Consider the following 24997-nt stretch of genomic DNA (forward strand, 5'->3'; position numbering starts at 1 on the left):
ACGCGCGGTCAGCGCAGGACGATGTCCACCGGGTTCGCCTCGGAGCGCCAGCTGCCGGCCGAGGCGGGCCCCGGGGCGATCACCGGGGCCGTCAGGACCCCGGAACGGTTGGTGCGTTTGTCCCGCAGGATCTCAGTGACGGAGCCAAGGTGCCGGGACAGGTCGATCACGTTTTCCGGCGCGGCCAGAAGCAACTGGAAGCCGAACTCATGCAGGGCCTTGATCCCGGCGCCGGCGAATTCCTCCGAGGCCAGGACAAAGGCCTCATCCATCATGACCGTGCCGTAGGTGGTGAACCCCTGCTCGGCGATGCCCAGCTGGTAGCTCAGCGCCGCGGCCATGATGAAAGCGGTGAAGCGCTGCCGTTCGCCGCCGGACATCGAGCCGGTGTCCGCATGCATAAAGACCTCGGTCTTCGCTGCGCGGTTCTTACCGCCGCCCTTCGACGCCGCCCTGGAACCGGAGCCCGCGACCTCGCGGTGTTCCTTGCACTGGATGAAGACGTGTCCGCGGACGTCCAGCACATCGGCCCGCCAGCGCCGGTCCTCCGGGGTCTGCGAGCCGAGCCGCTTCACCAGCGTTTCGAGCGACTTGTAGCGGTTGGTCAGCTCGACGTCGTCGTCCGCCCCTGCGCCGGCGGCGCCGGATGCGGCAGTGCCCGCGGCACCGGACGCTGCAGCGACCGCCTTCCCCGGCCGGGTGTGCCGGACTTTCAGCGCGTTCTGGATGGCGTCCTTGAACTGCTTCGCGCTGGCCGGCAGCGTCTGCTTGATGTCGAGTTCCAGGAAGCTGCCTTCATGGAAGTTCACCTCGGACAGGATCCCGTTGAGCGGCAGGATGCGGCTGGTGATGGAGCGGCGCTCCTCATCGAGCAGGTGCAGCAGGGTGCTGAAGGATTCGTGCGTGCGCTGGTTGAAGAACTGCCGGAATTCAGCCTCCTGCGCGGGCAGCCCGTCGCTGACAATGGCGTGGTACCGGGCTTCGAACTCCCCGGCGGCGCCGATCGACGTGCCGTGGTCCGCGGAAATCGACGTCCCCCACTCGCGTACGAAGCCCTCGAAAATGCGGGTGAGTCGCTCCGAAGTGGCCTGCCCGCGTGATTCGGCCGTATGCAGCTCGGCGAGCAGCCGGGTCCGGACCTGGTTGGCGAGGTTGTCCAGCTCATGGATCTCCGTGATGTCGCTGACGCCGCCGACGGCGGCAAGATACGGCGCCAGGGCCGTGACGGTGGCCTCCGACGGCGGCGACTGCGCCAGGCGTGCCTGCGCGGCGTCCAGCAGCGAATCGGCCGTGGACAGCTGGGCGTCGACAGCCTTGTATTCGCTCTGCAGCACGGCCGCGGCCTCGGTGCTGGACTGATGCTTGCGCCGGGCTGTCTCGATGTTGGCGCGCAGCGGCTCGAGGTCCGCCTGCGCGGCAAGGGCGCCCTTGAGGCGCTGCTCGATCCGGGCGAGTTCGTCCGCCGCCACAACGGCCGAAACCTGCTCCCAGGGCCGGTGGTCCTCGGCCACGCGCCGCAGGGCCTCCAGCTGCCGGGTCATCCCTTGGTGCGATTCCTCCCGGCTCTGCGCGAGTTCCGCCGCCTTGGCCAGTTCCTGCTGCAGGTCCTCCACCTGGGCTGCCACGAGCTCAAGCTTGGAGGCGTTGTCGAAGCCGAGGACATAGTCCTGCCTGCCGGTGAAGCGGTCGTCCTTTTCCACCGTGTGGCGGTTCCGCTTGACCACACCGCCCAGACTCAGACCCTTGTCCAGCCCCGCCAGCTCGTCCGGGTTTTCGACGCACGGGTACGCGAAGTCGAGGGCGATCCGTTCCCGGATCCACTCACCCGCCTGAGCGCTGGGGCCCAGGGTGAGGATGTCCAGCTTGGTAAGCAGATCGCCGTCGGCCGCGTCTTCCACGGCCAGCGCCCCGCCGGAGAGGGGCTTGGAGACATCGACGGCGCGCAGGGCGCCGCGGACGGAGTGGTCGTTGAGGTAGCGGGTGACGGCGGCAAAGTGCTCGCCCGGGACCAGCATGGTCGTAGCGAGGCTGCGCAGCGCGCGCTCCGCGGCCGGGCGCCACTGCTCCTGGCCCTCGGCAAGGTCGATCAGCTCGCCGCCGAACGGCATCTGTTCCTCGGGGACACCGGTGGCCGCCGCGATCGCGCTGCGGTTTTCAATGCTCGACGGCGGCAGCAGGGACTTGCGCGTCTTGAGCGAGACCAGCTCCTGCTGGGCCGCGGCGAGCTCGCGTTTCCTGGTCGCGTGACCGTCGAAGGCCTCGAAACGCAGCTCCTTGAGGGCCTCCGAGTCGTCCTTCAGTTCGGCCGAGCGGGCGGCGGCGTGCTCATGTGCCTGCTCCCAGCCCGCCGCGGTCCACTGAAGTTCCAAGCCGGCGTCGGAGAGCGCCTTGCGGGCCGATTCCTCCACCTGCTGGCGGAGCTTGAGCCCCACCCGGGCGTTTTCGAGCGACTGCTCGATCGCGGAGATCGCGTTGCCGCCCTGGTTGTTGTAGTCCGCCTCCAGCTGGCGCAGCTCCTTGGCCAGGCCGTCCCGGATACCCCGCTCGGCGCCCAGTTCCTTGGCCTTCGCCTGGGCCAGGTCCTTGAACCGGGCCAGCGTTTTCTCGTGCACGGTGACGGCCAGTTGCTGCTTGTACGCCTCGAATTCCTCGCCGGCCAGCTCCCGGAGCCGGTTCGCGTCGAGCAGGGACTGGGCGTAGTCCTTGTTCAGCCCGGGGACCGGTGCCAGCTGGTCGCGCTGCTGCCGGACGTCCTCGAGGCGCTGCCGGATGGACATCAGGTTGCTGAATTCCTCGACGACGTCGTCCGCTGCGGTCAGGGTGGCGGGCGCGTCCAGGACCTGGTCGCGGAAAAAGTTGTTGACGCTGCCGCCGAGGCCCTTGCCGGCCTGGATGACGCGCAGCAGCGGCAGGGCCTGGTCCGAATTGATCCCGAGCAGGCGCCGGAAGCGCTCCGCGAAGGCCTTGTGCACGTCGAAGATCTGGGCGTCCGGGAAGACCGCATCCAGCGCCGATTTGGTGAACCGTTTCTCCGCGATGCCCTCAAGTGCCGTGAGGTCCAGCGGCTTGTTGTCGATCAGGTAGTACCGGCCGACGCTGGACTCGGTCCCGTTCTTGGGCAGGTCGAACAGCGCCGAGGCCGTCACCCGGGTTCCTGCGGCGTTGTCGAAGGTCAGGGCGACGGCGGACCACGTGGCGCCGGGTCGCTGGAACGCGCTGGCGGAGCCCTCGCCCACGGCCTTGTCCCCCACTTTGCCGCGCATGTACGTAAACGTGGTGCGCTTGTCCTCCACGGCGCCGCCGGCGCGCTGGGCCGCGGCCTCGTTGGACCGGGGCCGGGCGTCGAAGACCCGGAGCATCGCGTCGAACAGCGTGGACTTGCCGACGCCCGAATTGCCCGTGAGCAGGGTGCCGTTGCGATCCACGTGCATGGTGTGGGCGCCGTGGAAGGTGCCCCAGTTGACTACCTGCACGAGGGCGAGGCGCATCTGGCCGGGGTTGGTGAGCTCGCCCATGGGCAGCATGGAGGCGATGCTCACTTGGTCTCCTCGGACTCTTCAGTCGTGGTTGCGTCCGACGACGACGGCGATGCCGCCCCCGCCCCTGCGCCGCGCAGCTGATCTTCGATCAGCTCAGCGCGCGGCTCCGACAGGCCCGATGCCACTCCCTGGGCGGCATCGCCGTCGTCGTCTTCGTTTGCCAGGTCACTTTGGGCGGCATCGGCGTCACCGCCGTCGTCGTCGCTTTCTGCCTCGTCCGCGTCGGTGTTCGCCTCGTTGTCGCCGTCAAGCTCCAATAGTGGCTCGGTGCCGGACTGGTCTGTGGAGGCTGCGACCAGGGCGTCGATCTGGGCGGGGATGTCGCCGATGTTTTCGAAGGGGAGGGCCAGGGGGAGGGCGTTGGAGATCGTGTAGACCTCGTCCAGGCCGGTGGCGAGGAGGAGTTGGCGGGCCAGGAGCTTGGTGATGGCGCGGTTGACGACGTCGGAATCGCGGAGGGCGTCCTGCTGGCCGGAGGGCTGGTAGTGGGCCACCAGTTCGGCGATTTCCTCGCGTGTGATGGTCGGATCTGTCTGGGCCGTGACGTGGCGGTCCAGGAGCAGGCGCAGGCGCAGCAGCACGATGGTTTCGACCCGGCTGAGGGCGCGCTGCTGGCGCAGGATGCTGGAGCGGGTGCCGCCGCCGATGGCTTCGGGGTCCACGGGGCGCAGCACTGCCACTTTGCGGTCGTGGTCCAACTGCAGGGTCAGGAACAGTTCGGAGAGGCGGCTGCGCAGGATCAGCTGGTTGTCCAGCAGGGTGGTCCACAGCTTTTCGTCCCGGCCGCCGTCGATGTACGGGCCCTTCAGGAGTTTCACGAGAGCCTGGCGGACCTTCATCGGGAGGACGCCGGTGTCCCCCGGGAACAGTGCGGCGCCGTCGACGAACGTGTCGCGCGGGGTGAGCGTGAAGGGGTCAGCGTGGACGTGGCGGGCGGACTCGGCCGCCGGTGCCGCAGCGCCGGCCGCCTCGGCGGTGGCTTCCACGGTGTCGTGGGAAAGTTCAGTCATCTTCAGTCCTTCTTGAGCGTGACGACCGGCAGGTACGCGGTGCGCGTGGAGCCGTCGATCTGTTCGAAGTCGAGAGTGTCCCAGGCCTCGCGGTCGAAGCCGGCCCCCTCGTGCAGGGCGTGGGAGAGCAGGCCGCGGATCGAGTTGATGTGGCGTTCCCCGGCCGGGAGCCGGTCCCAGGCCTCGGCCAGGGTGGAGGCGCCGGCGAACGCGGCTCGGATGGCCTCCGGCCGGGCCTTGCCGGTGCGCGGCGAGCGCACCCGGTCCGAGTCGCTGAAAGCGATCGGGTCGGCCAGCTTGGGCGGGGCCGCGAACTCGTCCGGGTCAAAGAGCTTGACCATGGCCAAGGACTCGAAGCCGGCGTTGAACAGCACCGGGCCGCGGACCAGTCCGGGGCGTTCGCGTTCGTACGGCAGGGACCGGATGGCCTGTTCGGCTTCCCGGAGGACCTTGCGGAGCCGGACGGACTGGCGGAAGTCGTCGCTCTGGACGTAGGTGTTCAGGCTTTCGCTGAGCTTGCCGTAGATCCGCTGGATCTGGCTGTGCTGGTTGCGCAGTTCCGCCACAAGGTTCTTCAGCGTCTCGCGTTCCTCGTGGCTGAGGTCATCCGCGAACTGCCGGCTCAGCACTTCGCCGATCGCCGACCGGAAGCGCAGCTGCTGCTGCGGATCCTCCAGGAAGGCCGTGAAGGAACGGAAGGTCCTGCCCTCGGGGCTCTGCCGGAGCCGCTTGTCCGCCTCCAGCACCTGCGCCATCGTGGCGCCCTTGCTCAGGGACTCCTCGATGATCTGGTTGCGGAGCTCCCCCACGAGCTCCTCGATCCGGTCGCGCATCTTCTTGTAGTCGGCGGGCAGGCTGGCGGCGAGGTCCAGGATGTTCCCGGCTGCCTCAACGGCTTCCTCGTCGTCGAGCAGGCCGTCAAAGTCACCGGAGCTGATGTCCTCGATCAGCTGGCGCCGTTCGCCGATTTCCTCTTCGAGGGACTCCAGCCGGGCACTTTGGTCCGGGTTCGTCTCATTGGCGAGCTTCTCAACGTCGCCCAGCAGCGTGCCCAGCCGCGAGCCGTTGAGGGTGGAGCGTTCGCTGGAGAGGCTGTCCAGGAAGGCGAGGACGCGGGCCGCGGGTTCGGTGACTTCGTACACGATCTGGCCGGACTGGTTCCGGCGGGTCAGGAAGTTCTTCCGGGTCCACTCGTCGCCGAACGTCTTCCCGTTCGCGGAGCCGCCCAGCCCCGGGTCCTGGCGGCGGAGCTGCTCCAGGAAGGCGTCGACGTCGGCGTGGAACTGTTCCAGCGGCAACTGCGGCCGGGTGCGGGTAAAGGAAGCCTGCAGCACGGCGATCACCCACGGCGCCGAGCGCGTCAGTGCCCAGGCGGGTCCCTTGGTGAGGAGTTCGAGGTCCCGCAGCCGGGCGCTGATGGCGTCGGCGGAGGACAGGGCGGAGCGGGACACGCACACTCCTTCAGCTGCCGTGGGATATGGACCGGGCAGCGGATGAGGAAAAACTGCCAGCTACAAGGTTAACGCAGGCCCCGGATTCCTTTCATCGGGTGGACGGCCGTGTGTGCAGCCGAGCTGCAGCCGCAGCCAGCACGCTGACCGCAGCCGGTGAGGTTCCCGCGACCCCGCTGTGACCTACGGCCCGGTAGCATTTCGATCCCGCATCAAGAACCGCGGCACGGGCTCGCGACTCTGGCTAGCCCACTTCCCCCGCCCTACGCTCGGGCTACTGACTCAGCCGAAGCAATGGTGCAGGGGGAAGAATGCAGTTCGACCTAAGCGCAGTGGAAACGGCAACGCTGGTGTTCATTGGAACACTCGTGTTTGCCCTGCTACTCACACTCTTTATGATGACGGCATCGTTCGCGGCCCTGGTGCTGGTGGGCATCGGCCGGCTCGCCTGGATCATCGCGGCAAACATCCTTCTGGGGCTTGTCCACGGCATCAACCACGCCTGGGACCGGCTGGTCCACCATGCGTCCACGGTGGAGCTGCCGGGCGACTTCGCCGGCGAGTTCGGGGATATGGCGGCCGAAATTATGGGCCAACCGGCCCCTAGTACCGGCACCTACCCGCGGGTAGTATTGCGGGACAGCTGAAGGGTCCTCCACCCACGGCGGATCCAGGGCTCGAGCCGGTAACCCCGGTTAGAGGAGATGCCCGATGAGCTCCGCCGTTGAAAATCCTGCCACTGACAATCCGGCCGACACCGAAGTCCCGGTTCCGCCCCAGACGCTGGGCCACGATGCAACCGCAGCGGACGCGCGGGCCGTCAGCGAAGCGGCCCGCGAGACCAGCTGGGACCGGCCCAGTTTCGCCAAGGGACTGTACCTCGGCAGTTTCGACCTCAGCCTGATCCACCCCTGGCCGGAGGCTCCGGCGGACGACGTCGAACGCGGGGAAGCGTTCATGGCCCGCCTGACCGACTACTGCCGCACCATGTCCGGACGCACCATTGAGCGGGACGCCCGCATCCCGGATGAATACCTCAAGGGACTTGCCGCACTGGGGGTGTTCGGCATGAAGATCCCCCGCGACTACGGCGGGCTGGGCCTCTCCCTCGTCTACTACGGGCGGGCGCTGGCCCTGCTGGGTTCCGTCCACCCCAGCCTCGGCGCGCTGCTCTCCGCACACCAGTCCATCGGCGTCCCCGAACCTGTCAAAGTCTTCGGCACCCCGGCGCAGAAGCAGGAATACCTGCCGCGTTGCGCTGCGGGGGCTATCACCGCGTTCCTGCTGACCGAACCCGACGTCGGTAGCGACCCCGCCCGGATGGGAGCGACCGCCGTCCCTTCCGACGACGGGGAGTCCTACGTCATTGACGGCGTGAAGCTCTGGACCACCAACGGGGTCATCGCCGAACTGGTGGTGATCATGGCGGTGGCCCCCTCCCGCACCGACGCGGACGGCACTGTTCACAAGGGCGGCATCAGCACCTTCGTCGTCGAAATGGACTCCCCCGGCATCACGGTGGAAAACCGCAATGCCTTTATGGGACTGCGGGGCATCGAGAACGGCGTCACCCGGTTCCACCAGGTCAGGGTGCCCGCGGCGAACCGGCTGGGCGCCGAGGGCCAGGGCCTGAAGATCGCCCTCACCACACTCAATACCGGCCGGCTCTCGATTCCCGGGCTCTGCGTCGGCTCCGGGCGGTGGAGCCTGAAGATCGCCCGCGAATGGTCCAACGCCCGCGTCCAGTGGGGCCGGCCGGTGGGCAGGCATGAGGCCGTGGGCAAGAAAGTTGCCTTTATCGCGGCCAGCGCCTTCGCTTTGGACGCGATATTTGAGCTGTGCGCCGAAATGGCCGACGCCGGGCAGAAGGACGTGCGGATCGAAGCGGCCCTGGCGAAACTGTGGTGCACCGAGATCAGTTGCCGGATTGCGGACGAACTGGTGCAGATCCGCGGCGGCCGCGGCTTCGAAACCGCGGACTCCCTTGAGGCCCGCGGTGAACGTGCCGTGCCGGCCGAGCAGCAGCTCCGAGACCTGCGGATCAACCGGATCTTTGAGGGATCCTCGGAGATCATGAAACTGCTGATCGCCAGGGAGGCCGTGGACGCGCACCTCGCGGCCGCCGGTGACCTCGCCTCCGAGGAAGCCAGCTTGTCCGACAAGGCCAGGGCCGCGGCAGCCGCTTCCGGTTTCTATGCGAAGTGGCTGCCGAAGCTCGTCGCCGGGGCCGGGATGGACCCGCGTTCCTACAGCGACTTCGGCCGGCTGGCCAAGCAGCTGCGCTTTGTTGAGCGGTCCTCGCGGCGGCTGGCCCGGCAAACCTTTTACGGGATGGGCCGGTGGCAGGCGAAGCTGGAGCACAAACAGGCGTTCCTGGGCCGGATTGTGGACATCGGGGCCGAGCTGTTCGCCATGGCCGCCTGCTGCTCCCGGGCCGAAATGCTGCTCCGGACCGAGCCGGAGAAGGGAGCCTCCGCCTACGAACTTGCCGAGGCGTACTGCGAGCAGGCCCGGGTACGCGTGGACGAGTACTTCGACCAACTCTGGCGGAACACAGACGACGGCGACCACGTGCTCGCCCGCAACGTCCTGGCCGGCGACTACGAGTGGCTCGAGGCCGGGGTTCTGGACCAGTCAGAGGGCACCGGGCCCTGGATTGCCGATGCCAGTCCCCGCGCCTCGGTCAAGGAGAACCTCCACCGGAAGTACCGCTGACAAGGGCCGCACCGCCCGGCAGGTGCCGTCAACCGAATAGTAAGCATCCTTGCTACCTTCTGCTGCCCGTGGTTAGGTGGATGTGAGACCCGCACGCCGGTCTCCGCCTTGCGGTGCCCGGCCCAAACAATGGGCCCGGGTCAATCAGTGAAAGTGAGCAGTCCTCATGAGCAGCCCAGCCGGCCCCGAAGATCGCACTCCCCGCCACGCCGGTGACGGGGACGCGGCCGCACACCAGGACGCCCGGATCCACGATGCCCGGCAGGACGCTGCACCGCAGGCCGCACCCGGCACCAACGACACACGCGTGATCCCCACGGGCACCGCCACCAGCGACGCCGCCACGCGGAGCCAGGACTCGGTCCGCACGGAACCGACCCGCAGCCAGCCCGTCACGGAACCGACCCGCAGCCAGCCCGTCACGGAACCGACCCGCAGCCAGCCCGTCACGGCCGTGCGGCACAACGGGACCGGCCGCGACAGCGTCGACGGGCGGGACACGGTGGTCGACGAGGTCCCCACCCGGGAAACCGTGGTGGCCCGCGAAAAGGAACAATTCGGCGGCATCAAGATCGGCTCGGCCTTCTTCGGCTGGCTCGCCGCCACGGGTATGGCCGTGCTGCTGACCGCGCTGGTCGCCGCCGCCGGCACCGCCGTCGGGCTCGCCACCAACACCGATGTCAACGCGGCCGTGAACTCCGGCGACCAGACCGTGGGAATGGTTGGCATCATCGTGCTGCTGGTCATCCTGTTCGTGTCCTACTACTCCGGCGGCTACGTCGCCGGCCGGATGGCCCGCTTCAACGGCGCCAAGCAGGGCTTTATGGTGTGGGTCTGGGCCCTCATCGCCGCTGTGGTGGTCGCCATTCTCGGCCTGGTGGCAGGCCAGCAGTACAACATCCTGGCCCAGCTCAACAGCTTCCCGCGGATCCCGGTCAACGAAGGCGAACTGAACACCACCAGCATCATCGCCGCAGTGGTGGTGGCTGCGGTGGCCCTCGTAGGTGCCGTCCTCGGTGGAACCGCCGGCATGCGCTTCCACCGCAAGGTGGACCGCGCCGGTTTCACCCCGGTGGACACTGTCGAGGAACGCTAGGCCCTTGTTCAGCCGAACCCGGCGGCGGCGGCCTCCGCCTCAAGCCAAGTAATACCAGCGGCGGTCGACCCGCAGGAAGCGGCTCGTTTCGTGGTGGACTCCGCGTTCTCCGTCGTGCCGGAAATGGGCCTTGAACTCCACGGTCCCTTCGGTGTCCAGCGGACCGCCGCGCGTCGTGGCAATGATGTCCAGCCGACGCCACTGCATGTCTGGATCCAGATCCAGGGCAACCGGCCGGGTCTCAGGGTGCCAGGTGCGCAGGAGGTATTCGGCGTCCAGCATCACGAAGGCGCTGTACCGCGAGCGCATCAGCTGCTCTGCCGTCGAAGCCTCCGCTTCGCCCGAGTGGAAGCGGCCGCAACAGTCCCCGTACTGCTCCCCGGACAGGCACGGGCAGTTTCCCCGGAAGCGGGACCGCTCGGGCTGGTCATGGGCCCCGGTACTGGCGGCGGCTGGGGGCGTCACAATTGTCCTTTCGGGGCCGGACCACGCCGGCGTGGCTCCTTCAGACTATAGACGCACGGCCCGGCAGCGCCCGGCAACGGAACCCGTACCAGCTCGGACACGGCCCTGCGAAGAGGCCGGATGCCTGCGCGTCCACGGAAAAAAGTCCGTATGGTTAAGGGGTGCTGTTACCCGCCGCTCTTGGCGGGACACGCCGCGGCAAGGCCAGCTAGGAGAGGTGACATGGAAGATCCGACAACCATCGCCCTCAACCTGACCTTCCTCGGGACGCTGGCAGTGGCGCTGGTCATGTTCTTCGGCTTGTTCCTCGCCCTGGTAGCCACGCTGGTGATTGCCGGCCTCGGCCGGCTGGTTGCCGTGACCATCATGGCCGTGGGACGCGGCGTGCTGAAGGTCGCCGGCGGAACAGCCCGGCCCTCCGGGACCGTCCAGGCCGGCGCGGTCAGGGCCACCGGAAGCACCCAGCAGGGCCGGCCGCCAGCGGCTGCGAAACCGGCGAAAGCCGCGAAGACGGCCAAGCCCGTGAAGCCCGCCAAGCCTGCGAAGAAGGAACCCGCACTGTCGCCGGACTGGGTGGCCGCCGTCGCGCAGGCCGATGCCCGCGCCGCCGCACGTGCCAAGGCGGAGGCGGCCCCGGCGGTCAAGGTCTCGGTCCGCGAACTGCCCAGCCCCACGGCCCCGGCACGGGACGTGGAGGCCGTGGCGCCCCTCGTCGAGTCGGCCACTGACAGGAACGGCCAGCTCGGCAATGTCCCGCCGGCCTTCAAGAAAGCCCCGATGCCCGCCGCGAAATCCCTGCTGGACACGGGCTCGCTGGTCTCCCATCCCGGCCGCTTGCCGCTGCCCCGAAAGCCCCAGGGCCAGCCCCAGAACCATCCGCGCAACACGCCGCAGGCTCAGGAGCGCAAAGCCGGCTGAGGCCTTACCCCCGGCAGGCAACTCGGCTACGGTGAAACCCATGGAATTCAGATACCTCGGGAACAGCGGCTTCAAGATCTCGGAAATCACGTTCGGCAACTGGCTCACGCACGGCTCGCAGGTGGAGAACGAGGTCGCCACCCAGTGCGTCCGGGCAGCGCTCGACGCCGGCATCAGCACCTTCGACACCGCGGACGTCTACGCCAACACGGCCGCGGAGACCGTGCTCGGCAAGGCGCTCCGGGACGAGCGGCGGGAGTCGCTGGAAATCTTCACCAAGGTCTTCGGCCCCACCGGTCCCAAGGGCCATAACGATCTTGGCCTCTCCCGCAAGCACATTATGGAGGCCATCAACGGCTCACTGACCCGTCTGCAGACGGACTATGTGGACCTCTACCAGGCCCACCGCTACGACTACGAGACCCCGCTCGAAGAGACGATGCAGGCCTTCGCGGACATCGTGCGGCAGGGCAAGGCCCTCTACATCGGGGTCAGCGAATGGACAGCCGGCCAGATCCGCGACGGCCACGCCCTCGCCAAGGATCTCGGCTTCCAGCTGATCTCCAACCAGCCGCAGTACTCAATGCTGTGGCGGGTCATCGAGGCCGAGGTGATTCCGACGTCCGAAGAGCTGGGCCTCTCCCAGATTGTCTGGTCACCGATTGCCCAGGGTGTGCTCAGCGGCAAGTACCACCCAGGCAAGCCGGCCCCTGAGGGCAGCCGCGCCACGGATTCCAAGGGCGGCTCGAAAATGATCGAGCGCTGGATGTCCAATGAGGTCCTCACCGGTGTCCAGCAGCTCAAACCGATCGCGGAGGAAGCCGGGCTGACCATGGCCCAGCTGAGTATCGCCTGGGTGCTGCAGAACCCGAACGTGGCCTCCGCCATCATGGGCGCATCCCGGCCGGAACAGATCGAGAAGAACGTGGCGGCCGCGGGCGTGAAGCTGGACGCCGGAATCATGGAAAAGATCGACGCCGCGATCGGCTCCCTCGCCGAGCGCGACCCGGCGCAAACCAAGTCGCCCGCCTCGCGGGAGCGGTAGGCCCGTGGCAACCGCGCCGACGCTCGCCGTCACCGGTTCCACCGGGCACCTGGGCGGGCTGGTCGCGCGGCAACTGGCCGGCGCCGGCAGCCCGCAGCGTCTGCTGGTCCGCGATATCGGCCGGGCGCCGGAACTGGCGGACGCCGTCCCCGTGACGGTGGCCTATGCCGATCCGGTGCTCGCGAAAGCCGCCCTCGACGGAGTGGAGACACTCTTGATGGTTTCCGCCGCAGAAACCGAGGACCGGCTGCAGCAGCACTGCACTTTCGTGGACGCGGCGGCCGCGGCCGGCGTGCGGCACATCGTGTACACCTCATTCTTCGGCGCGGCAGCCGATTCCACGTTCACCCTGGGCCGGGACCACTTCGCCACCGAGGAACGGATCAAAGCGTCGGGGATGGACTACACCTTCCTGCGGGACAACTTCTACCTGGACTTCCTGCCACTGCTGGCAGGCGAGGACGGCGTGATCCGTGGACCCGCCGGGGACGGCGCCATGGCGGCTGTTGCCCGCGCCGATGTCGCCCGCTCCGCCGTGACCGTGCTCCGCGACCCTGCCCTGCACGTCGGCAGAACCTACGATCTCACCGGACCCGAGGACATTTCCCTCTCGGCGGCAGCGGACCTCCTCACCGCCGGGACCGGCCGGCGCATCACGTTCCACCACGAGACCCTCGAGGAGGCCTACGCCTCGCGGGCTCCCTATGGCGCCCCGCCGTGGCAGGTAGATGCCTGGGTGAGCACCTACACGGCCATCGCCGCGGGCGAACTGGCCGGCCCGACGTCGGCCGTGCACGAACTCACCGGCCGCGAACCGCTGGGCCTGGCGCAGTTCCTGGCCGAGTCGCACACGATTTAGTCCCCCGTCCCGTCCCGGGCTGCCGGGCTGCCGGGCTGCCGGGCTGGCCCAGTATTGACGGCTTCCGGGCCCAGGCGTAGACCTGACTACAGGTGACACCGGTCCAAAACCGGGCTGGTCCGGAGCAGAATCGCAGTGCCATGCCAAAACAGATGTCCCGACACTCATCCATCCTGAAGACACCGCGCCACGGACGGAAGCTCACGCCGCACCCCGGCGAACCGAGCCACGGCCCGCTGACCGCGGAGGAACTCCAGCTCGCGGTGCGGAACCACTCCATGCCGCTGGAGGCCCTGCGGAACGACATCACCCCGCCCGGGCTGCATTATCTGCTGAACCACTTCGACATCCCGTTCGTCGATGCCGAGCAGTGGCACCTGCGGATCGGCGGCGCTGTGCAGCGGTCCCTGGAGCTGAACCTCAAGGCGATTCGCCGGGCGCCGACGATCAGCATCCCCGTGACCTTGGAGTGCGCCGGCAACGGCCGCTCCCTGCTGCGGCCCCGTCCGCTGAGCCAGCCGTGGCAGCTCGAGGCCGTGGGCACCGCCGTCTGGACCGGCGTCCCGCTCGCCTACCTGCTGACCCAGGCCGGAGTGGAGGACGACGCCGTGGAGGTGGCGTTCACCGGCGCCGACAGCGGATTCCAGGGCGGGGTCCGGCATCAGTTCGCCCGGAGCCTTCCGATAGCGGAGGCCCTGCGGCCCGACATCGTGCTGGCGTACCAGATGAACGGCAGCGACCTGCCCCCGCAGCACGGTTATCCCCTGCGGCTGGTGGTCCCCGGCTGGTACGGCATGGCGAGCGTGAAATGGCTCTCCTCGATCCAGGTGCTGACCAAACCGTTCGAGGGTTTCCAGCAGACGGTCGCGTACCGCTATCAGCAGGACGCGGACGACGCCGGCAGTCCCGTCTCCTGGATCAAAGTCCGTTCGCTGATGGTTCCGCCGGGTGTGCCGGACTTTTTCACCAGGAGCAGGATCGTGCCGCCCGGCCCGGTGATGCTGACCGGCCGGGCGTGGTCCGGGGAGGGCGCGGTGCAGCGCGTCGAGGTCGGGATCGACGGCAAGTGGGCGCCGGCGCAGCTGCAGCATCCTGCCGCGCCCTTCGCTTGGTGCGCCTGGTCCATGCCGTGGGTTGCTGACCCCGGCGAACACGAGCTTGCCTGCCGCGCCACGGACGCCACCGGTGCGGCGCAGCCGCTGGAGCAGGCCTGGAACTACCAGGGCATGGGCAACAACGTGGTGCAGCGGATCAAGGTGACGGTCGGGCAGCCGGAGGCGCCCCGGACCTAGTAGTCCACGATCGCGCCGGCGGAGATGTTGACCGTGGCGTCTGTGATGGCCCCGGCCTTGTCCGAGGCCACGAAGCAGGCGACGTTTCCGACGTCGGCCAGAGTGGCGGTGCGGTTCAGGTGGGCGGCCTTGGCAATCTCCACGATGATCTCCTCGCGTCCCTCCGCCTGCCACGGGATCGTCTCGATGATGCCGCCGGACACCATAGTGACCACTCGGATGCCGTGTTTTCCCAGTTCCAGGGCCCATTGGCGGCGCAGCCCCTCCATCGCGTCCAGGGCCACCTTGAAGCCACCAAGCCCGGGAATGGTCTGGGGTCCCGAGCCGCCGAACATCAGCACCACGCCGGAGCGTTGTTTGATCATGCGCGTCGCCGCGGCCCGGGTGGTGATGAAGTGGGTGCGCGTGGCCAAGGTGATGGGCTGGGTGAAGTCGTTGACGTCGATCTCCATCAGCGGTTGCTGGATGTCGCCAAAGGAGATGAGGTTGAAGGAGATGTCGATCCGTTTGTGCTTCTTCGCCACGCGGTCCACGAATGCGTCGACCTGTTCCTCGTCCAGGGCGTCGACGACGGCGGTTTCCGCCCTGCCGCCGTCCTCCAGGATGTCCCGGGCCACCTTTTCAAGCCGCGACTCGGTGCGCCCGGCAAGGTGGACGAAGGCGCCCTCCGCAGCGAAAGCCCGGGCCACGGCGCCGCCGATGGAACCGCCCGCACCGTAGATCAGCGCCGTTTTGCCCTGCAGCAGTCCGTTGCCGGGGACCTCATTGTTCAACATGGCCGCCTGCCTCCCGCGGTGGAGTGGTAAATTCCCTCAACTATGTTCTCGCCGGGGGTTGCTGGCAAGAGGGGCCGGTCTGTTCAGGAGGCGAGGGTTCCGCGGACAATGCTCACGCTGGAGTGCGCGGGGTTGCCGTCCACCGGCTCGTCGGAGACGTCCACGATCGGATATTCGGCCAGGTCCAGCCCGGCGGGAACCGGGAACGAGCCGGACTCGGACGTCATCACGCCCAGGCTCACCAGCCGTGTCAGATCGGGCGCGATCAGCCAGACCTCCTGGTAACCGCGGGCCTCGTTCTTGTCTACCCGCACTTCCAGCGTGCGCTGTCCGTCCTTGGCTTCGACCACCCGGGCCGAGCCGGTGGCGGAATGCTGGTCCACCGGCGCGAGCTCGGTCTGGGCCAGCGGCGTGACCACCGGCTGGTTCTGCTGAACGGACCAGAAGACGCCCGCCGCCAGCAGCGCTGTGGCCGCGGCGGCTGCCAGCCATACACCGGGACGGCGCAGCCAGCCGGAACCGCCGCTGCGGTCAGGCTTCCCGCCGGCCCCGGCCTCCCGGGACGGGAGCGGAGTCACGGACCCGGACGCCGGCTGTTCCGGTGACGGCGCAAACGGCGGCGGGGAGCCGGATGCCGTCGGGGATCCCAGCGGGTCGGCGGCGACGGCGGGGGAAAGCCCCAGCGCGCTGTGAATTCCTGCCCATACCTGCGGCCCGGGCGATTCCAGTGCGGCGACGTCCGGTCCGGGCTTTGCTGCCACGACGGCGCGGCGGAGGCTGGCGTATTCCGCTGCGCAGCCGGCGCAGGAGCGGAGGTGTTCCGCGGCGTCGTCTCCGAGCTCTTCGCCGAGGGCCAGCAGGCTCAGGGACTCCGGATCAAGATGTTGCACGGTCTACCTCCAATCGGCTTCTGAGCTGGGACAGGCTGCGGCGGATGTGGCTCTTGACCGTACCAAGCGGCAGGTCCAGTTTCTGTGAAATCTGCGAATGCGTCAGGTCATCGTAGAAGGCCAGCTTGAGGATGGATCCCTGCGGCTCCCCGAGCCTTTCCAGCTCCCCGTCCAGCAGCAGGCGGTCGGCCAGCACCTCTGCGGCCGCATGCCCGGCGGGATCTTCCGGGGCCGGGGAACGCTCGACGGCGGCCAGCACCTTTCGGGTTTCCCGCACCGAGGCCGCCTGCGCGTCCGTGATCACGTTCCGGGTGATGCCCACGATCCACGCCGGCAGCCGCGCTTTCCCCGGATCGAACGCCGACCGCGAGCGCCACACCCGGATGAACACCTCCTGCGTGACGTCGTCGGCCGCGGAACTGTCGCGCAATGAGCGCAGCGCCAGCGTGTGGACCAGCGGCGAGAACTGCCGGTACGCCTCGGCCAGCGCGGCTTCGTCACCGGCGGCGAAGGACTCGTTCAGTCCGGCGTCCCAGGCGGAAGGGGCCTCGAAGGGGGCCAAGCCAGGCTCCTTCCCGCTGCTGGTGGTGCTGATGAGCGCTGTGTCCTGGATCATGCCGGCACCGCTGTGACAATCACATTGTCGCCGTAGTCCTGTTTCTCGTCCAGCCATCGGCCGCCGCAGGTCACCAGCTTCAGCCGGGGAGGGCCGTCGCGGCGGAAAATGGACGCTCCGTCGAACGCGTCCTTGGCCATAAGCTCCACGCCGGTCACCCGGAACGTCACGGGCGGGGCCCCGTCCCGCCGGACGGTCACCAGCGTTCCCGGCGCCAGCGACTTGAGCTGGGAAAAGGGCGCCGAATCCGAGGTCGTGTCGACGTGCGCCGCGACCACCGCGGTTCCGGCTGCGGCTCCGGGGGCCGGGCCGAAACGGTACCAGCCGGCCTCGTTGAACGGCTCGGGGATCTCCATGGCCCCGTTGGGACTGACCCCCACGTCCACGACGGCCATGTTGATGGTGGTGCCCTCCACGGTGAGGGCGCGCGGGGCCGGGTCCTTAGGCTCCCGGGCCGCTGGAGCTGCCGGACGGACCGGGATGGCTGCACCCGGGACCGGGGCAGCCGCAGCCCGCGGCTGTGGGTGCGTCGGCTGGGACAGCCCCGGCGCGGGCGGGGACTGCTCGGCACCGGATCGCGGCCCGTCAGAGCCAGGTGCCTGGGCGGCTGTTCCCTCAGCTGCTGATCTCTCCGCGGCCGGGGGCTCAGCATCCGTTCCCTGGGGCGCGGCGGAACCGGCGATCGACAGAGCAACCGTTACGACGACAGCCGCCGCGATCCGCGCCGCCGATAACTTTCCGACAGACCAACGTGCGGCCGAGCAACGCGCAGCCGTCCGCCGCGCCGTCGACCGCCGGCCGGAAGCCGGGGGGACCCCGGTGGGCTCCGCCGCCGTCGTACGGTTCATCTCGGGCCTCCCCTTGTCGGATTGGATGTCAGGGGCCGGCCGCCCGGGGTGACCGGGCGGCCGGTACACGCGGTTGGTGCCTAGCGGGTGCGGCGGAGCGCCGGTTGCTTCCGGGTCACGGCGAACCCGCCGGCCAGGAGCAGGAGGAGCGCGGCTCCGATGCCCACCGTGGTGGCTGCCTGACCGGTTGATCCGGTGGCGGCGTCAGCTGCGCCGGATCGTCCGCCGGGAACGCCGGCCGGGGCGGAGTGCAGACCCTCAATGTTCTGCACGGCCAGTTGCAGGTTGTTGTCCGCGAGGCTGCCCCACGCGTACACCACTGTGTGGGTGCCTTCCGCGACCGTTACGTCGGCCGGGCCGATCACCGGTTCGGTGGTGCCGGCCGCGGCCACCGCAACGGAGAGGGTTCCGGGATCCAGCGTGAGGGTCTCCTCATTGGGGTTGGCCAGGCCGGAGATCACGGCGGTACCTCCGGCGAGGATGTCCACGGCCGGCGCAGCTGCCGTGTGGCGGACAGTGAGCTTGCCCTTGCCGGGATCGATTTGCGAGACGTCGTTCGTGAAGAAGTTGGCCGTCGGGTTGCCCTCTGCGTCGAGGTTGGCCACGGCCGTGTAGTTGCCGTTGGCCGCGAGGCTGACCGTGACGGGCCCGATCACAGGGGCAGAGGCGTCCGCGGCATCGGCGGCCGTGATGGCAAGGTCATAGTCGCCGGGCGGCAGGGCGAGCGGGCCGGCGAGGGTGCCGGGCGTGAAATCGTCCAGGGTGCGTTCGCCGTTGACCCAGACGTCAACGGTCAGCCCCGGCACGCCGTGGAGGACGGACAGCTGGGCGTCGGACTCGGCCGCCTGGGCAGGGCCGGCAAGGGTGAGAGCTGCCGCGATCGCCACGGCGCCTGCTGTGAAAAGGCTGGTACGCATTTACATCTCCTTCAACGGCCCGCCACGCGGGCGATTTATTGCTTACACCCCTACTACCGGCGTTGGAGGCTGTTTGGATGCACACGCATGTAAAAGTCTTTTGAAGAAGGTGCCGCCGGGCAGCGGCGACCGGGCAGGCAGGACCCGCGGGCCCGCGGAGGGTTGACGCCCGTCCCTGCGGGAACCGGCAAGCGGACACAGCGACGCGGCCGGGCTGCTCTAGTGAGCTGCCCGGCCGCGGCTGTCGTCGTTCCGGATGTCCTAGGCCGGCGGTGGCTTGTCCGGGCCGGAGGTGGCGCCTGGCTGATCGGGCCCGGCGGCTGACGAGGCGTCCGGCTGATCGGGACGGGCGGCTGCGGGCCCGCCGATACCGTAGAAGCCCGGCTGGCCCTCGGCTGGCCCGGCCGCGGCCGGACCGGGCTGGCCTGTCACACCAGGACCAGGCTGGCCGTAGAGGGGCGGCGGGCCGCCCGGGACACCCGGCATGCCGGTCCCGCCCGGCAGCGGCGCGTACCCGGGGCCGGGAGGAGTCACGGCGGGAGGCGTCGCAGCGGCTTCCCCGGGGTCCCGGGGCCCCATGTCCAGGTGGAACGGCGGGTATTCGTCACGCATCAGCGCAACGTAGGTGGTGACGCGGTAAATCCAGCGGTTCAGGCCCAGCAGGAAGTCGAAAAGGCCCCGCGAGTACACCCCGGTGAACAGCAGGATGACCCCGGCGATGAAGACCAGCAACCCGAACAGGGACATCCCCGCGCTGACCTGCACCCATTCGCCGTCGTGGTACACCCACGTCTGGGCGGTGCCGGTCAGCAGCGCGATGATCAGCAGGTGTGGAAGGGCCAGCAGCCAGGACTTCACGAGCACCAGGCCGTGGGAGAGCTTCTCCGGATAGTCGACGTCGAAGTCGGCCGGGTAGTCGGTGCGCGCCAGGGTGAAAGGCGGGTAGCGGTCCGTGCCGAGCGCCCCGTAGGAGTAGAAGGCCACCCGCCAGCTCCAGCGGATCACCCCGACGTTGAAGTTGAACAGCGAGCGCGGGTAGTGCCCGGTGAAGAGGATCGCGAACCACGCCACGATGGTGACCACACCGAAGGCAAACCAGAGGAAAAAGAGCACGATGAAGTGCGGGATCGCCAGGAACCACTTGAACAGCCACTTCCACCGGGACAGGTTCGGGTCCAGATAGCCGTTGAGCCGGGCCGGATATACGACGCCGGCACCCGGCGGGGTGGACGGTGCAGCACCCGGCGGGACGCCCGGCGGCGCACCGGCCGCATACGGCTGGGCGGCATATGCCTGCTGTCCCGGGACTGGCTGCCCGGCATAAGCCCGCGCCGGAGCTCCGGGGCCAGCGGGCGGTACGCCCTTGCCCAGCCCGGCGGCGCCAAACACGATCAGTGGCACACCGATGAGCAGGAACAGGATTCCGCCGATCAACAGGCCGACGAACACGGGCCACAGGAGGTCAGAGCGGGCTCCGGCTCGAAGGTCCACGGCCACCGGAGCGGTGGCGTCCGCGTTCATGATGACCACGGCCCAGGCCCCTGGCCGCAGGTCCCACTGGAGCTCCTGGGTCCCGGGCCCGGTGGCGAGCGCGGTCCAGAAAGTCTGATCCGCGGGCGGCGCCGGAACACTCGTGCCGGGCAATTCACGGTACTGCACCCGGAACGGCGCGAATCTGACGTCAACGATTTCGGAGTGGTTGACGCCAGCCAGGTAGGCCGCCACATCGGCCTGCGGAGCGATGCCGATGAAGATCGCCTTCGCCGGATCGGCCGCCGAGCCGCGGAGCATGATGCTTCCCGGCACCACCGGGGACGTTTCAGGGAAGCTGCTTTCCGTCATGATGTCGAGGCGTGGAGAAGTGAGGGCGTACGAATCGGCGGCAAAACGCTCCACCGGCGTGGTGAAGAACCCGTTGTCGCGCTGCTGGTAGTTGGCCCACCCGACGGCGCCGGCGCCAGCCAGCAGACCCAGGCCGAGGAGTGCGCTGAGCGTACCCAGCACGAGCATGACAATCCGGCCTGGTCGCATGAGCGCCGTCCTTTCACATGGCCCTTGTCAGGACCCTCCGGTTCAGCATGGACGCCGGTTAGCGCCCTAGCGAGGTAAGCAGGCGGCGTCCCCAGCTCTGGGCCTTTTCGATTTCGCCGTCACGCAGCGGCCCTTCGCTTCCTTTCACGTAGAAGGGCATGGGTTCGGCGATGATGTCTGCACCGCCGGCTTTGAGGGCATGGGATATCTTCTTGGCTGCATCGCCGTGGATGAACATCCGGACGCGCGTATCGAACGCCGCGGCGTTCACGCCCTTGAGGGAACCGTCTCCCAGGGCAGCCAGCAACGAGGTGATTTTCGGCGTCGGGCGCCATCCGTTGATCGGGCTGCCGACCACAAGGAGGTCCCCCGCCGCGAGGGTTTCGGGTTTGAACTCGCCCACCGGAACGGAGCTCGCCTGCACGCCGTCGAGCGAGCCGGCGATCGCCTCCGCGACCGATCTGGTGTTGCCGTACGCCGAATCGTAGACAACCAGGGCTTTCATGCCGTGATCACTACCTTGAGCGCCTTCGTTTCCGCGGCGCGGGCGAACGTGTCGTAGGCCTCCAGGAACTGGTCGAAGCTGAAGTGGTGGGTGGCGAATTTTTCCGCCGGCACCTTGTTCTGGGCCACGAGCTTGAGCAGCATCGGTGTGGTGTTGGCATTGACCAGGCCCATGCTGATGTTGATGTTTTGGATCCAGAGGTTTTCCACATGCAGCTCCACGGACTTGCCGTGCACGCCCACGTTGGCCACATTGCCGCCGGGACGCACTATGTCCGTGCACATGTTGAACGTCGCCGGAATGCCGACCGCCTCGATGGCCACGTCCACTCCCTGACCGTCGGTCAGCGCGAGCACCTGCTCCTTCCAGTCGGCGTCGCTGGAGAGGACGACGTTGGTGGCGCCGAACTCGCGGGACTTCTCCAGCCGGTTCGCGTCAAGGTCCACGGCGATGATGGTGGCGGCCCCGTAAAGCCCGGCAGTGGCGATCGCGGCGAGGCCCACCGGTCCGGCACCGACGACGGCGACCGTATCGCCGGGTTTGACCCGGCCGTACTGCACACCGATTTCGAAACCGGTGGGAAGGATGTCGGAGAGCATCACGGCCCGTTCGTCGGTGACGCCTTCAGGAAGCAGATGGAGCGAATTTTCGGCGTACGGGACGCGGACGTACTCGGCTTGGGTACCGTCGATCAGGTGGCCGAAGACCCAGCCAATGCCGGCTGCCCCTTCCTCGCCCATGCAGTGCGAGTAAAGGCCGGTCTTGCAGTTCGCGCAGTGGCCACAGGACTTGATGCAGGAGATGATCACGCGGTCCCCCACCTTGAGGCTGGTGACCGAGGAGCCCGCTTCGGTGATGGTCCCGACGCCTTCGTGGCCCAGAATCCGGCCCTTGGTCACGGCAGGAACGTCCCCCTTGAGAATATGGAGGTCCGTTCCGCAGATCGTGGTGGTGTCCACTTTCACGATCACGTCGCTGGGATTCTGGATCTTGGGATCGGGAACGTCCGTCCAGGACTTTTCCCCGGGACCGCCATAGACGAGGGCTTTCATGCGTTCTCCTTGACTCTGAGGATGTTCGGCGGGTCCACGATGCGCAACCGGCACGGCGTCACGGACGCGTCGATGCCTGATGACACGACGGAGCGGCGGGCGTGCTCGTGGAGTTCTTCGATGGCATCGGCGGTCACGCGGGCGTGGGTGAGGTTGATGACGATTTCGTAGCCGGGAAGTTTGGCCGCCACACGCCGGCAGACGACATAGAGGGCGCGGATATTTGCCGGCGTGACGACGCCCCGGACGTCGACCCGCGCCGATTCCGCAACGGAGTCAATCCGGATAAGGACTTTCATGCGGGGGTCCCCGTGGGAGGGGTGCGCGTAGTAGGCGCTACTTCGGGAGCTGTGTTGTCTGTGGGTCACGGGGCATCAGAGCTCCCGGGCTGCCCCTGGACGGGTTCAAAAAGGTGAAAATCGCTGGTGACAGTCATGTTGGCCGCGGCCCCCTGCCCTGGTCCCGCAGACACGGACCAGCGCAGAACGCCTTTTCCTTCCCCAAGGTTCGAGCGAGACCGAACAACTGCTGTAGCAAGCGGTTCATCCCCCAATGGCCGTGCAGGAACCGCCCCAAATCCAGCATGGAGGGTGCGAATATACGGGGCAAGGGGCGAAAGTCCCGTGTGCGGCCGAAAGCCCGGCTCCCCGTGGAATCCCAAGGATCCTGAGCGGCCTCGGCGGGTCAGGATCGGCGCGGCGGCGGGTCCTCATTGGCGCGGCGCGCGCCGGCCCATAGCCTGTTTCGTATGCCTGCATCACTTGCCCCCGCCGTGAATGACCTCGTGCTCGCGTCCGCGCGGATCCCCGGCGGGACGGCGCTGTATGACGTGCACGTGGTGGACGGCCTGGTTTCGCGGCTGGCTCCCGCGGGGATCCCGGGCAACACCGCCGCTGTGAGGGTGGTGGATCTGGACGGCCGGTACCTCATCCCGGGATTGTGGGATGAGCATGTCCACATGACGCAGTGGGCCCTCGCCGCCAACCGGATCGACCTCTCCCGCGCCGCCTCGGCGGGCGAGGCGGCCGACGTCGTGCGTTCCGCGCTGTCCGGCCGCGGACGCGAAGGCGACGACGCCGTGACGGCGGTGGGCGTGGGTTTCCGGGACGCGGTCTGGTCGGATGTTCCCAGCCTGGAGCTGCTCGACGGCGCCACCCGGGGCGTGCCGACGGCGCTGCTGAGCCATGATCTGCACTGCGTCTGGCTCAACAGCGCGGCGGCTTCCCGTTACGGTGTGGCGGTGGACGCGTCCGGGCTGCTGCGCGAGGAGCCGGCCTTTGAACTGACCCGTGAGCTGGGCAACCTGCCCGACGCGGTGGTGGACGGCTGGGTGCGGGAGTCCGCCGAAGCCGCGGCCGCACGCGGGATCGTGGGGATTGTCGACTTCGAAATGACGTGGAACCGGGACGTCTGGCTGCGCCGCGTGGCCGGCGGATTCGACGCCTTCAGGGTGGACGCCGGCGTCTATCCGCAGGACCTTGACCGGGCCATTGCGGCGGGGATGCGGACCGGTTTGGACGTAGCCGGCGGGGCGGGGCTGCTGCGGGTGGGTCCGCTCAAGGTGCTGATTGACGGCGCGTTGAACACCCGCACGGCATACTGCGTGGACCCGTATCCGCATGGCGGCCACGGGCTGCTCACTGTGACCGCGACGGAACTGCTGGACCTGCTGGTCCGGGCCCGGGAGTCCGGATTCGTCCCCGCCGTGCACGCGATCGGCGACGCCGCCAACGAGGTTGCGCTGGATGCCTTCGCAGCCGCGGGGATCACGGGCCGGATTGAGCATGCCCAGTTTGTCCGCAGCCAGGACTTCGCGCGTTTCGGCGGACTGGGGCTGACGGCAAGTGTCCAGCCCGCCCACGCGCTGGATGACCGGGACGCCGCCGATTCCAACTGGGCCGGCCGCACGGACCGGGCGTTCCCGCTGCGGTCGCTGCTGGCTGCCGGGGCCACCCTGGCGCTGGGATCGGACGCGCCGGTGGCGGCGCTGGAGCCGTGGACCGCGATGTCGGCGGCCACCACCCGGTCACGGCCGGACGGCCGCGGGCCCTGGCACCCCGAGCAGGCCCTCACGCGGCAAGAGGCCCTGACAGCGTCAACGCGCGGGCGGGGCACAGTCCGGGCGGGCGATCCGGCGGATCTCGCGGCGCTCGACGTCGACCCGCTGGCGGTATCCGACACGGAGTTCGCGGCGATGCCGGTGGCCGCGACGATGGTGGCGGGGCGGTTCACGTACGGCGCCTTCTGAGTGGCCGGGGCTAGCTGCCCTTGACCCGCGCCCGGACCAGGTTGGCGAACGGAAGCCGGCCGTACTCCTCCACGAACCCAGCATGATATCCCGCTTCGGCTGCGCTGAGCTCCTCGGCGGGCAGCTCTTTCCACGCGATGATCAGATTGCCGACGGCGGCGAGCTGCCAAATCAGCCGGCCGTCCCAGTGGCCGGGAGGTTTGCCCTTGCCGAAGTCGACGAATTCCTGGATCTGCCGGCGGAGCCCCCGGTTGCCCTTGCTGCCGGGCCCGGCCTTGCCCACGTACAGGACCTCTGCGCCGTCGACCCATTCGGCGGTGAGCGCTTCCGGCTTCAGGGTGGGGTCCTTTTTCTTGAAAATGCCGGCCGTGCTCCTGGCCAGGAACTGCGGCCGGAAGCCCTCCGGCTGGAGCACCACAAAGATCCCGGGTTTCTGCGGAATCCGGTTGATTTCAAGGTCCGCCAACTGCCGGAACCCGGTGAACCCGTCCTGCTTCAGTGACTGTCTGTTGATGGGCATGGGTTCCTTGGATCGGGGCGCGGGCGGTCCTCTAAAGCTTACGGAAGCGCCGGTTCCGCGGTTGCCTTTAATTGTCGGCGGTGACCGATAGCGTGTTTTCTATGAACGGCGAGCAGGAGCCGGCAGTGGCTCGACAATCGGATGCTGCAGAACCGGCGGCCGGGCAACCAGGGCGCGGATCCTGTCCGGCGGATTGCCTGTCCG

At 68.4% G+C, this 24997-nt stretch carries 22 protein-coding genes; 8 read left to right on the top strand and 14 right to left on the bottom strand.

What is annotated here, in order from left to right; translation table 11 throughout:
- Nucleotides 1-8: 8 nt before the first annotated feature.
- From AC6EUH_RS17825 to AC6EUH_RS17835, 3 genes are read right to left on the bottom strand one after another with little or no spacing between them, the layout of a single operon-like run.
- Nucleotides 9-3539, bottom strand: coding sequence for an ATP-binding protein (locus tag AC6EUH_RS17825; protein WP_056427060.1), 3531 nt, complete (start codon nt 3537-3539; stop codon nt 9-11).
- Nucleotides 3536-4549, bottom strand: coding sequence for a DUF4194 domain-containing protein (locus AC6EUH_RS17830; RefSeq protein WP_499739450.1), 1014 nt, complete (start codon nt 4547-4549; stop codon nt 3536-3538). Before AC6EUH_RS17830 ends, AC6EUH_RS17825 begins: the two co-directional genes overlap by 4 nt.
- Nucleotides 4550-4551: 2 nt before the next feature.
- Nucleotides 4552-6000, bottom strand: coding sequence for a DUF3375 family protein (locus AC6EUH_RS17835; protein ID WP_499739451.1), 1449 nt, complete (start codon nt 5998-6000; stop codon nt 4552-4554).
- Nucleotides 6001-6311: 311 nt separating this feature from the next.
- Here AC6EUH_RS17835 and AC6EUH_RS17840 point away from each other — a divergent pair, with 311 nt between their 5' ends.
- The 3 genes from AC6EUH_RS17840 (at nt 6312) to AC6EUH_RS17850 (ending at nt 9811) form a co-directional block, all read left to right on the top strand.
- A complete protein-coding gene (locus AC6EUH_RS17840) occupies nt 6312-6647 on the top strand; it encodes a hypothetical protein (protein ID WP_056427055.1) in 336 nt (111 codons plus the stop codon).
- 64 nt (nt 6648-6711) lie between these two features.
- Nucleotides 6712-8715, top strand: coding sequence for an acyl-CoA dehydrogenase family protein (locus AC6EUH_RS17845; protein ID WP_499739452.1), 2004 nt, complete (start codon nt 6712-6714; stop codon nt 8713-8715).
- Between the two features lie 166 nt (nt 8716-8881).
- Entirely contained in the window at nt 8882-9811 is a 930-nt protein-coding gene (locus AC6EUH_RS17850; RefSeq protein ID WP_499739453.1) for a hypothetical protein, read from the top strand.
- Between the two features lie 39 nt (nt 9812-9850).
- On the opposite strand, the gene AC6EUH_RS17855 is transcribed toward AC6EUH_RS17850, so the two are convergent.
- A complete protein-coding gene (locus tag AC6EUH_RS17855) occupies nt 9851-10276 on the bottom strand; it encodes a YchJ family protein (RefSeq protein WP_200912996.1) in 426 nt (141 codons plus the stop codon).
- A 222-nt stretch (nt 10277-10498) separates the two neighbouring features.
- On the opposite strand from AC6EUH_RS17855, the gene AC6EUH_RS17860 reads away from it, so the two are divergent.
- The 4 genes from AC6EUH_RS17860 to AC6EUH_RS17875 all read left to right on the top strand — a co-directional run bounded on the left by AC6EUH_RS17860 (nt 10499) and on the right by AC6EUH_RS17875 (nt 14390).
- The gene (locus tag AC6EUH_RS17860) at nt 10499-11194 is read left to right on the top strand and encodes a hypothetical protein (RefSeq protein ID WP_056427047.1); all 696 of its coding nucleotides are present in this window, start codon (nt 10499-10501) and stop codon (nt 11192-11194) included.
- Nucleotides 11195-11234: 40 nt separating this feature from the next.
- Complete coding sequence (locus AC6EUH_RS17865; RefSeq protein ID WP_056427044.1) at nt 11235-12239, top strand: aldo/keto reductase family protein; 1005 nt, start codon at nt 11235-11237, stop codon at nt 12237-12239.
- Between the two features lie 4 nt (nt 12240-12243).
- Nucleotides 12244-13098, top strand: coding sequence for an SDR family oxidoreductase (locus AC6EUH_RS17870; protein WP_499739454.1), 855 nt, complete (start codon nt 12244-12246; stop codon nt 13096-13098).
- A gap of 152 nt (nt 13099-13250) precedes the next feature.
- Complete coding sequence (locus tag AC6EUH_RS17875) at nt 13251-14390, top strand: sulfite oxidase (RefSeq protein WP_056427039.1); 1140 nt, start codon at nt 13251-13253, stop codon at nt 14388-14390.
- On the opposite strand, the gene AC6EUH_RS17880 is transcribed toward AC6EUH_RS17875, so the two are convergent.
- The 9 genes from AC6EUH_RS17880 to AC6EUH_RS17920 all read right to left on the bottom strand — a co-directional run bounded on the left by AC6EUH_RS17880 (nt 14387) and on the right by AC6EUH_RS17920 (nt 22324).
- The gene (locus AC6EUH_RS17880; RefSeq protein ID WP_499739455.1) at nt 14387-15166 is read right to left on the bottom strand and encodes an SDR family NAD(P)-dependent oxidoreductase; all 780 of its coding nucleotides are present in this window, start codon (nt 15164-15166) and stop codon (nt 14387-14389) included. The two genes, AC6EUH_RS17875 and AC6EUH_RS17880, sit on opposite strands and share 4 nt — an antisense overlap.
- A gap of 83 nt (nt 15167-15249) precedes the next feature.
- Nucleotides 15250-16056: an anti-sigma factor domain-containing protein gene (locus tag AC6EUH_RS17885; RefSeq protein WP_499739456.1), complete on the bottom strand. Its 807-nt coding sequence runs from the start codon at nt 16054-16056 to the stop codon at nt 15250-15252.
- Nucleotides 16043-16672 (bottom strand): RNA polymerase sigma factor, encoded by a 630-nt coding sequence (locus tag AC6EUH_RS17890; RefSeq protein WP_499739457.1) that lies wholly within the window; start codon nt 16670-16672, stop codon nt 16043-16045. Before AC6EUH_RS17890 ends, AC6EUH_RS17885 begins: the two co-directional genes overlap by 14 nt.
- Complete coding sequence (locus AC6EUH_RS17895; protein ID WP_235500130.1) at nt 16669-17088, bottom strand: class F sortase; 420 nt, start codon at nt 17086-17088, stop codon at nt 16669-16671. The genes AC6EUH_RS17890 and AC6EUH_RS17895 overlap by 4 nt, the downstream gene beginning before the upstream one ends.
- Nucleotides 17089-17600: 512 nt before the next feature.
- Nucleotides 17601-18437 (bottom strand): DUF4397 domain-containing protein, encoded by an 837-nt coding sequence (locus AC6EUH_RS17900; protein WP_056427026.1) that lies wholly within the window; start codon nt 18435-18437, stop codon nt 17601-17603.
- A 261-nt stretch (nt 18438-18698) separates the two neighbouring features.
- The gene (locus AC6EUH_RS17905; protein WP_499739458.1) at nt 18699-20468 is read right to left on the bottom strand and encodes a DUF4389 domain-containing protein; all 1770 of its coding nucleotides are present in this window, start codon (nt 20466-20468) and stop codon (nt 18699-18701) included.
- Nucleotides 20469-20526: 58 nt separating this feature from the next.
- Nucleotides 20527-20973, bottom strand: a complete 447-nt coding sequence (locus tag AC6EUH_RS17910) for a flavodoxin family protein (protein WP_499739459.1) — start codon at nt 20971-20973, stop codon at nt 20527-20529.
- The gene (locus AC6EUH_RS17915; protein ID WP_499739460.1) at nt 20970-22025 is read right to left on the bottom strand and encodes a zinc-dependent alcohol dehydrogenase family protein; all 1056 of its coding nucleotides are present in this window, start codon (nt 22023-22025) and stop codon (nt 20970-20972) included. Before AC6EUH_RS17915 ends, AC6EUH_RS17910 begins: the two co-directional genes overlap by 4 nt.
- Nucleotides 22022-22324, bottom strand: coding sequence for a hypothetical protein (locus AC6EUH_RS17920; protein WP_499739461.1), 303 nt, complete (start codon nt 22322-22324; stop codon nt 22022-22024). Before AC6EUH_RS17920 ends, AC6EUH_RS17915 begins: the two co-directional genes overlap by 4 nt.
- A gap of 449 nt (nt 22325-22773) precedes the next feature.
- On the opposite strand from AC6EUH_RS17920, the gene AC6EUH_RS17925 reads away from it, so the two are divergent.
- Nucleotides 22774-24273 (top strand): amidohydrolase, encoded by a 1500-nt coding sequence (locus AC6EUH_RS17925; RefSeq protein ID WP_499739462.1) that lies wholly within the window; start codon nt 22774-22776, stop codon nt 24271-24273.
- 10 nt (nt 24274-24283) lie between these two features.
- On the opposite strand, the gene AC6EUH_RS17930 is transcribed toward AC6EUH_RS17925, so the two are convergent.
- On the bottom strand, nt 24284-24793 hold the full coding sequence (locus tag AC6EUH_RS17930) for a hypothetical protein (protein ID WP_499739463.1): 510 nt from the start codon (nt 24791-24793) through the stop codon (nt 24284-24286).
- Between the last annotated feature and the right edge of the window lie 204 nt (nt 24794-24997).

The organism is Arthrobacter sp. 001422645 (assembly GCF_059816125.1).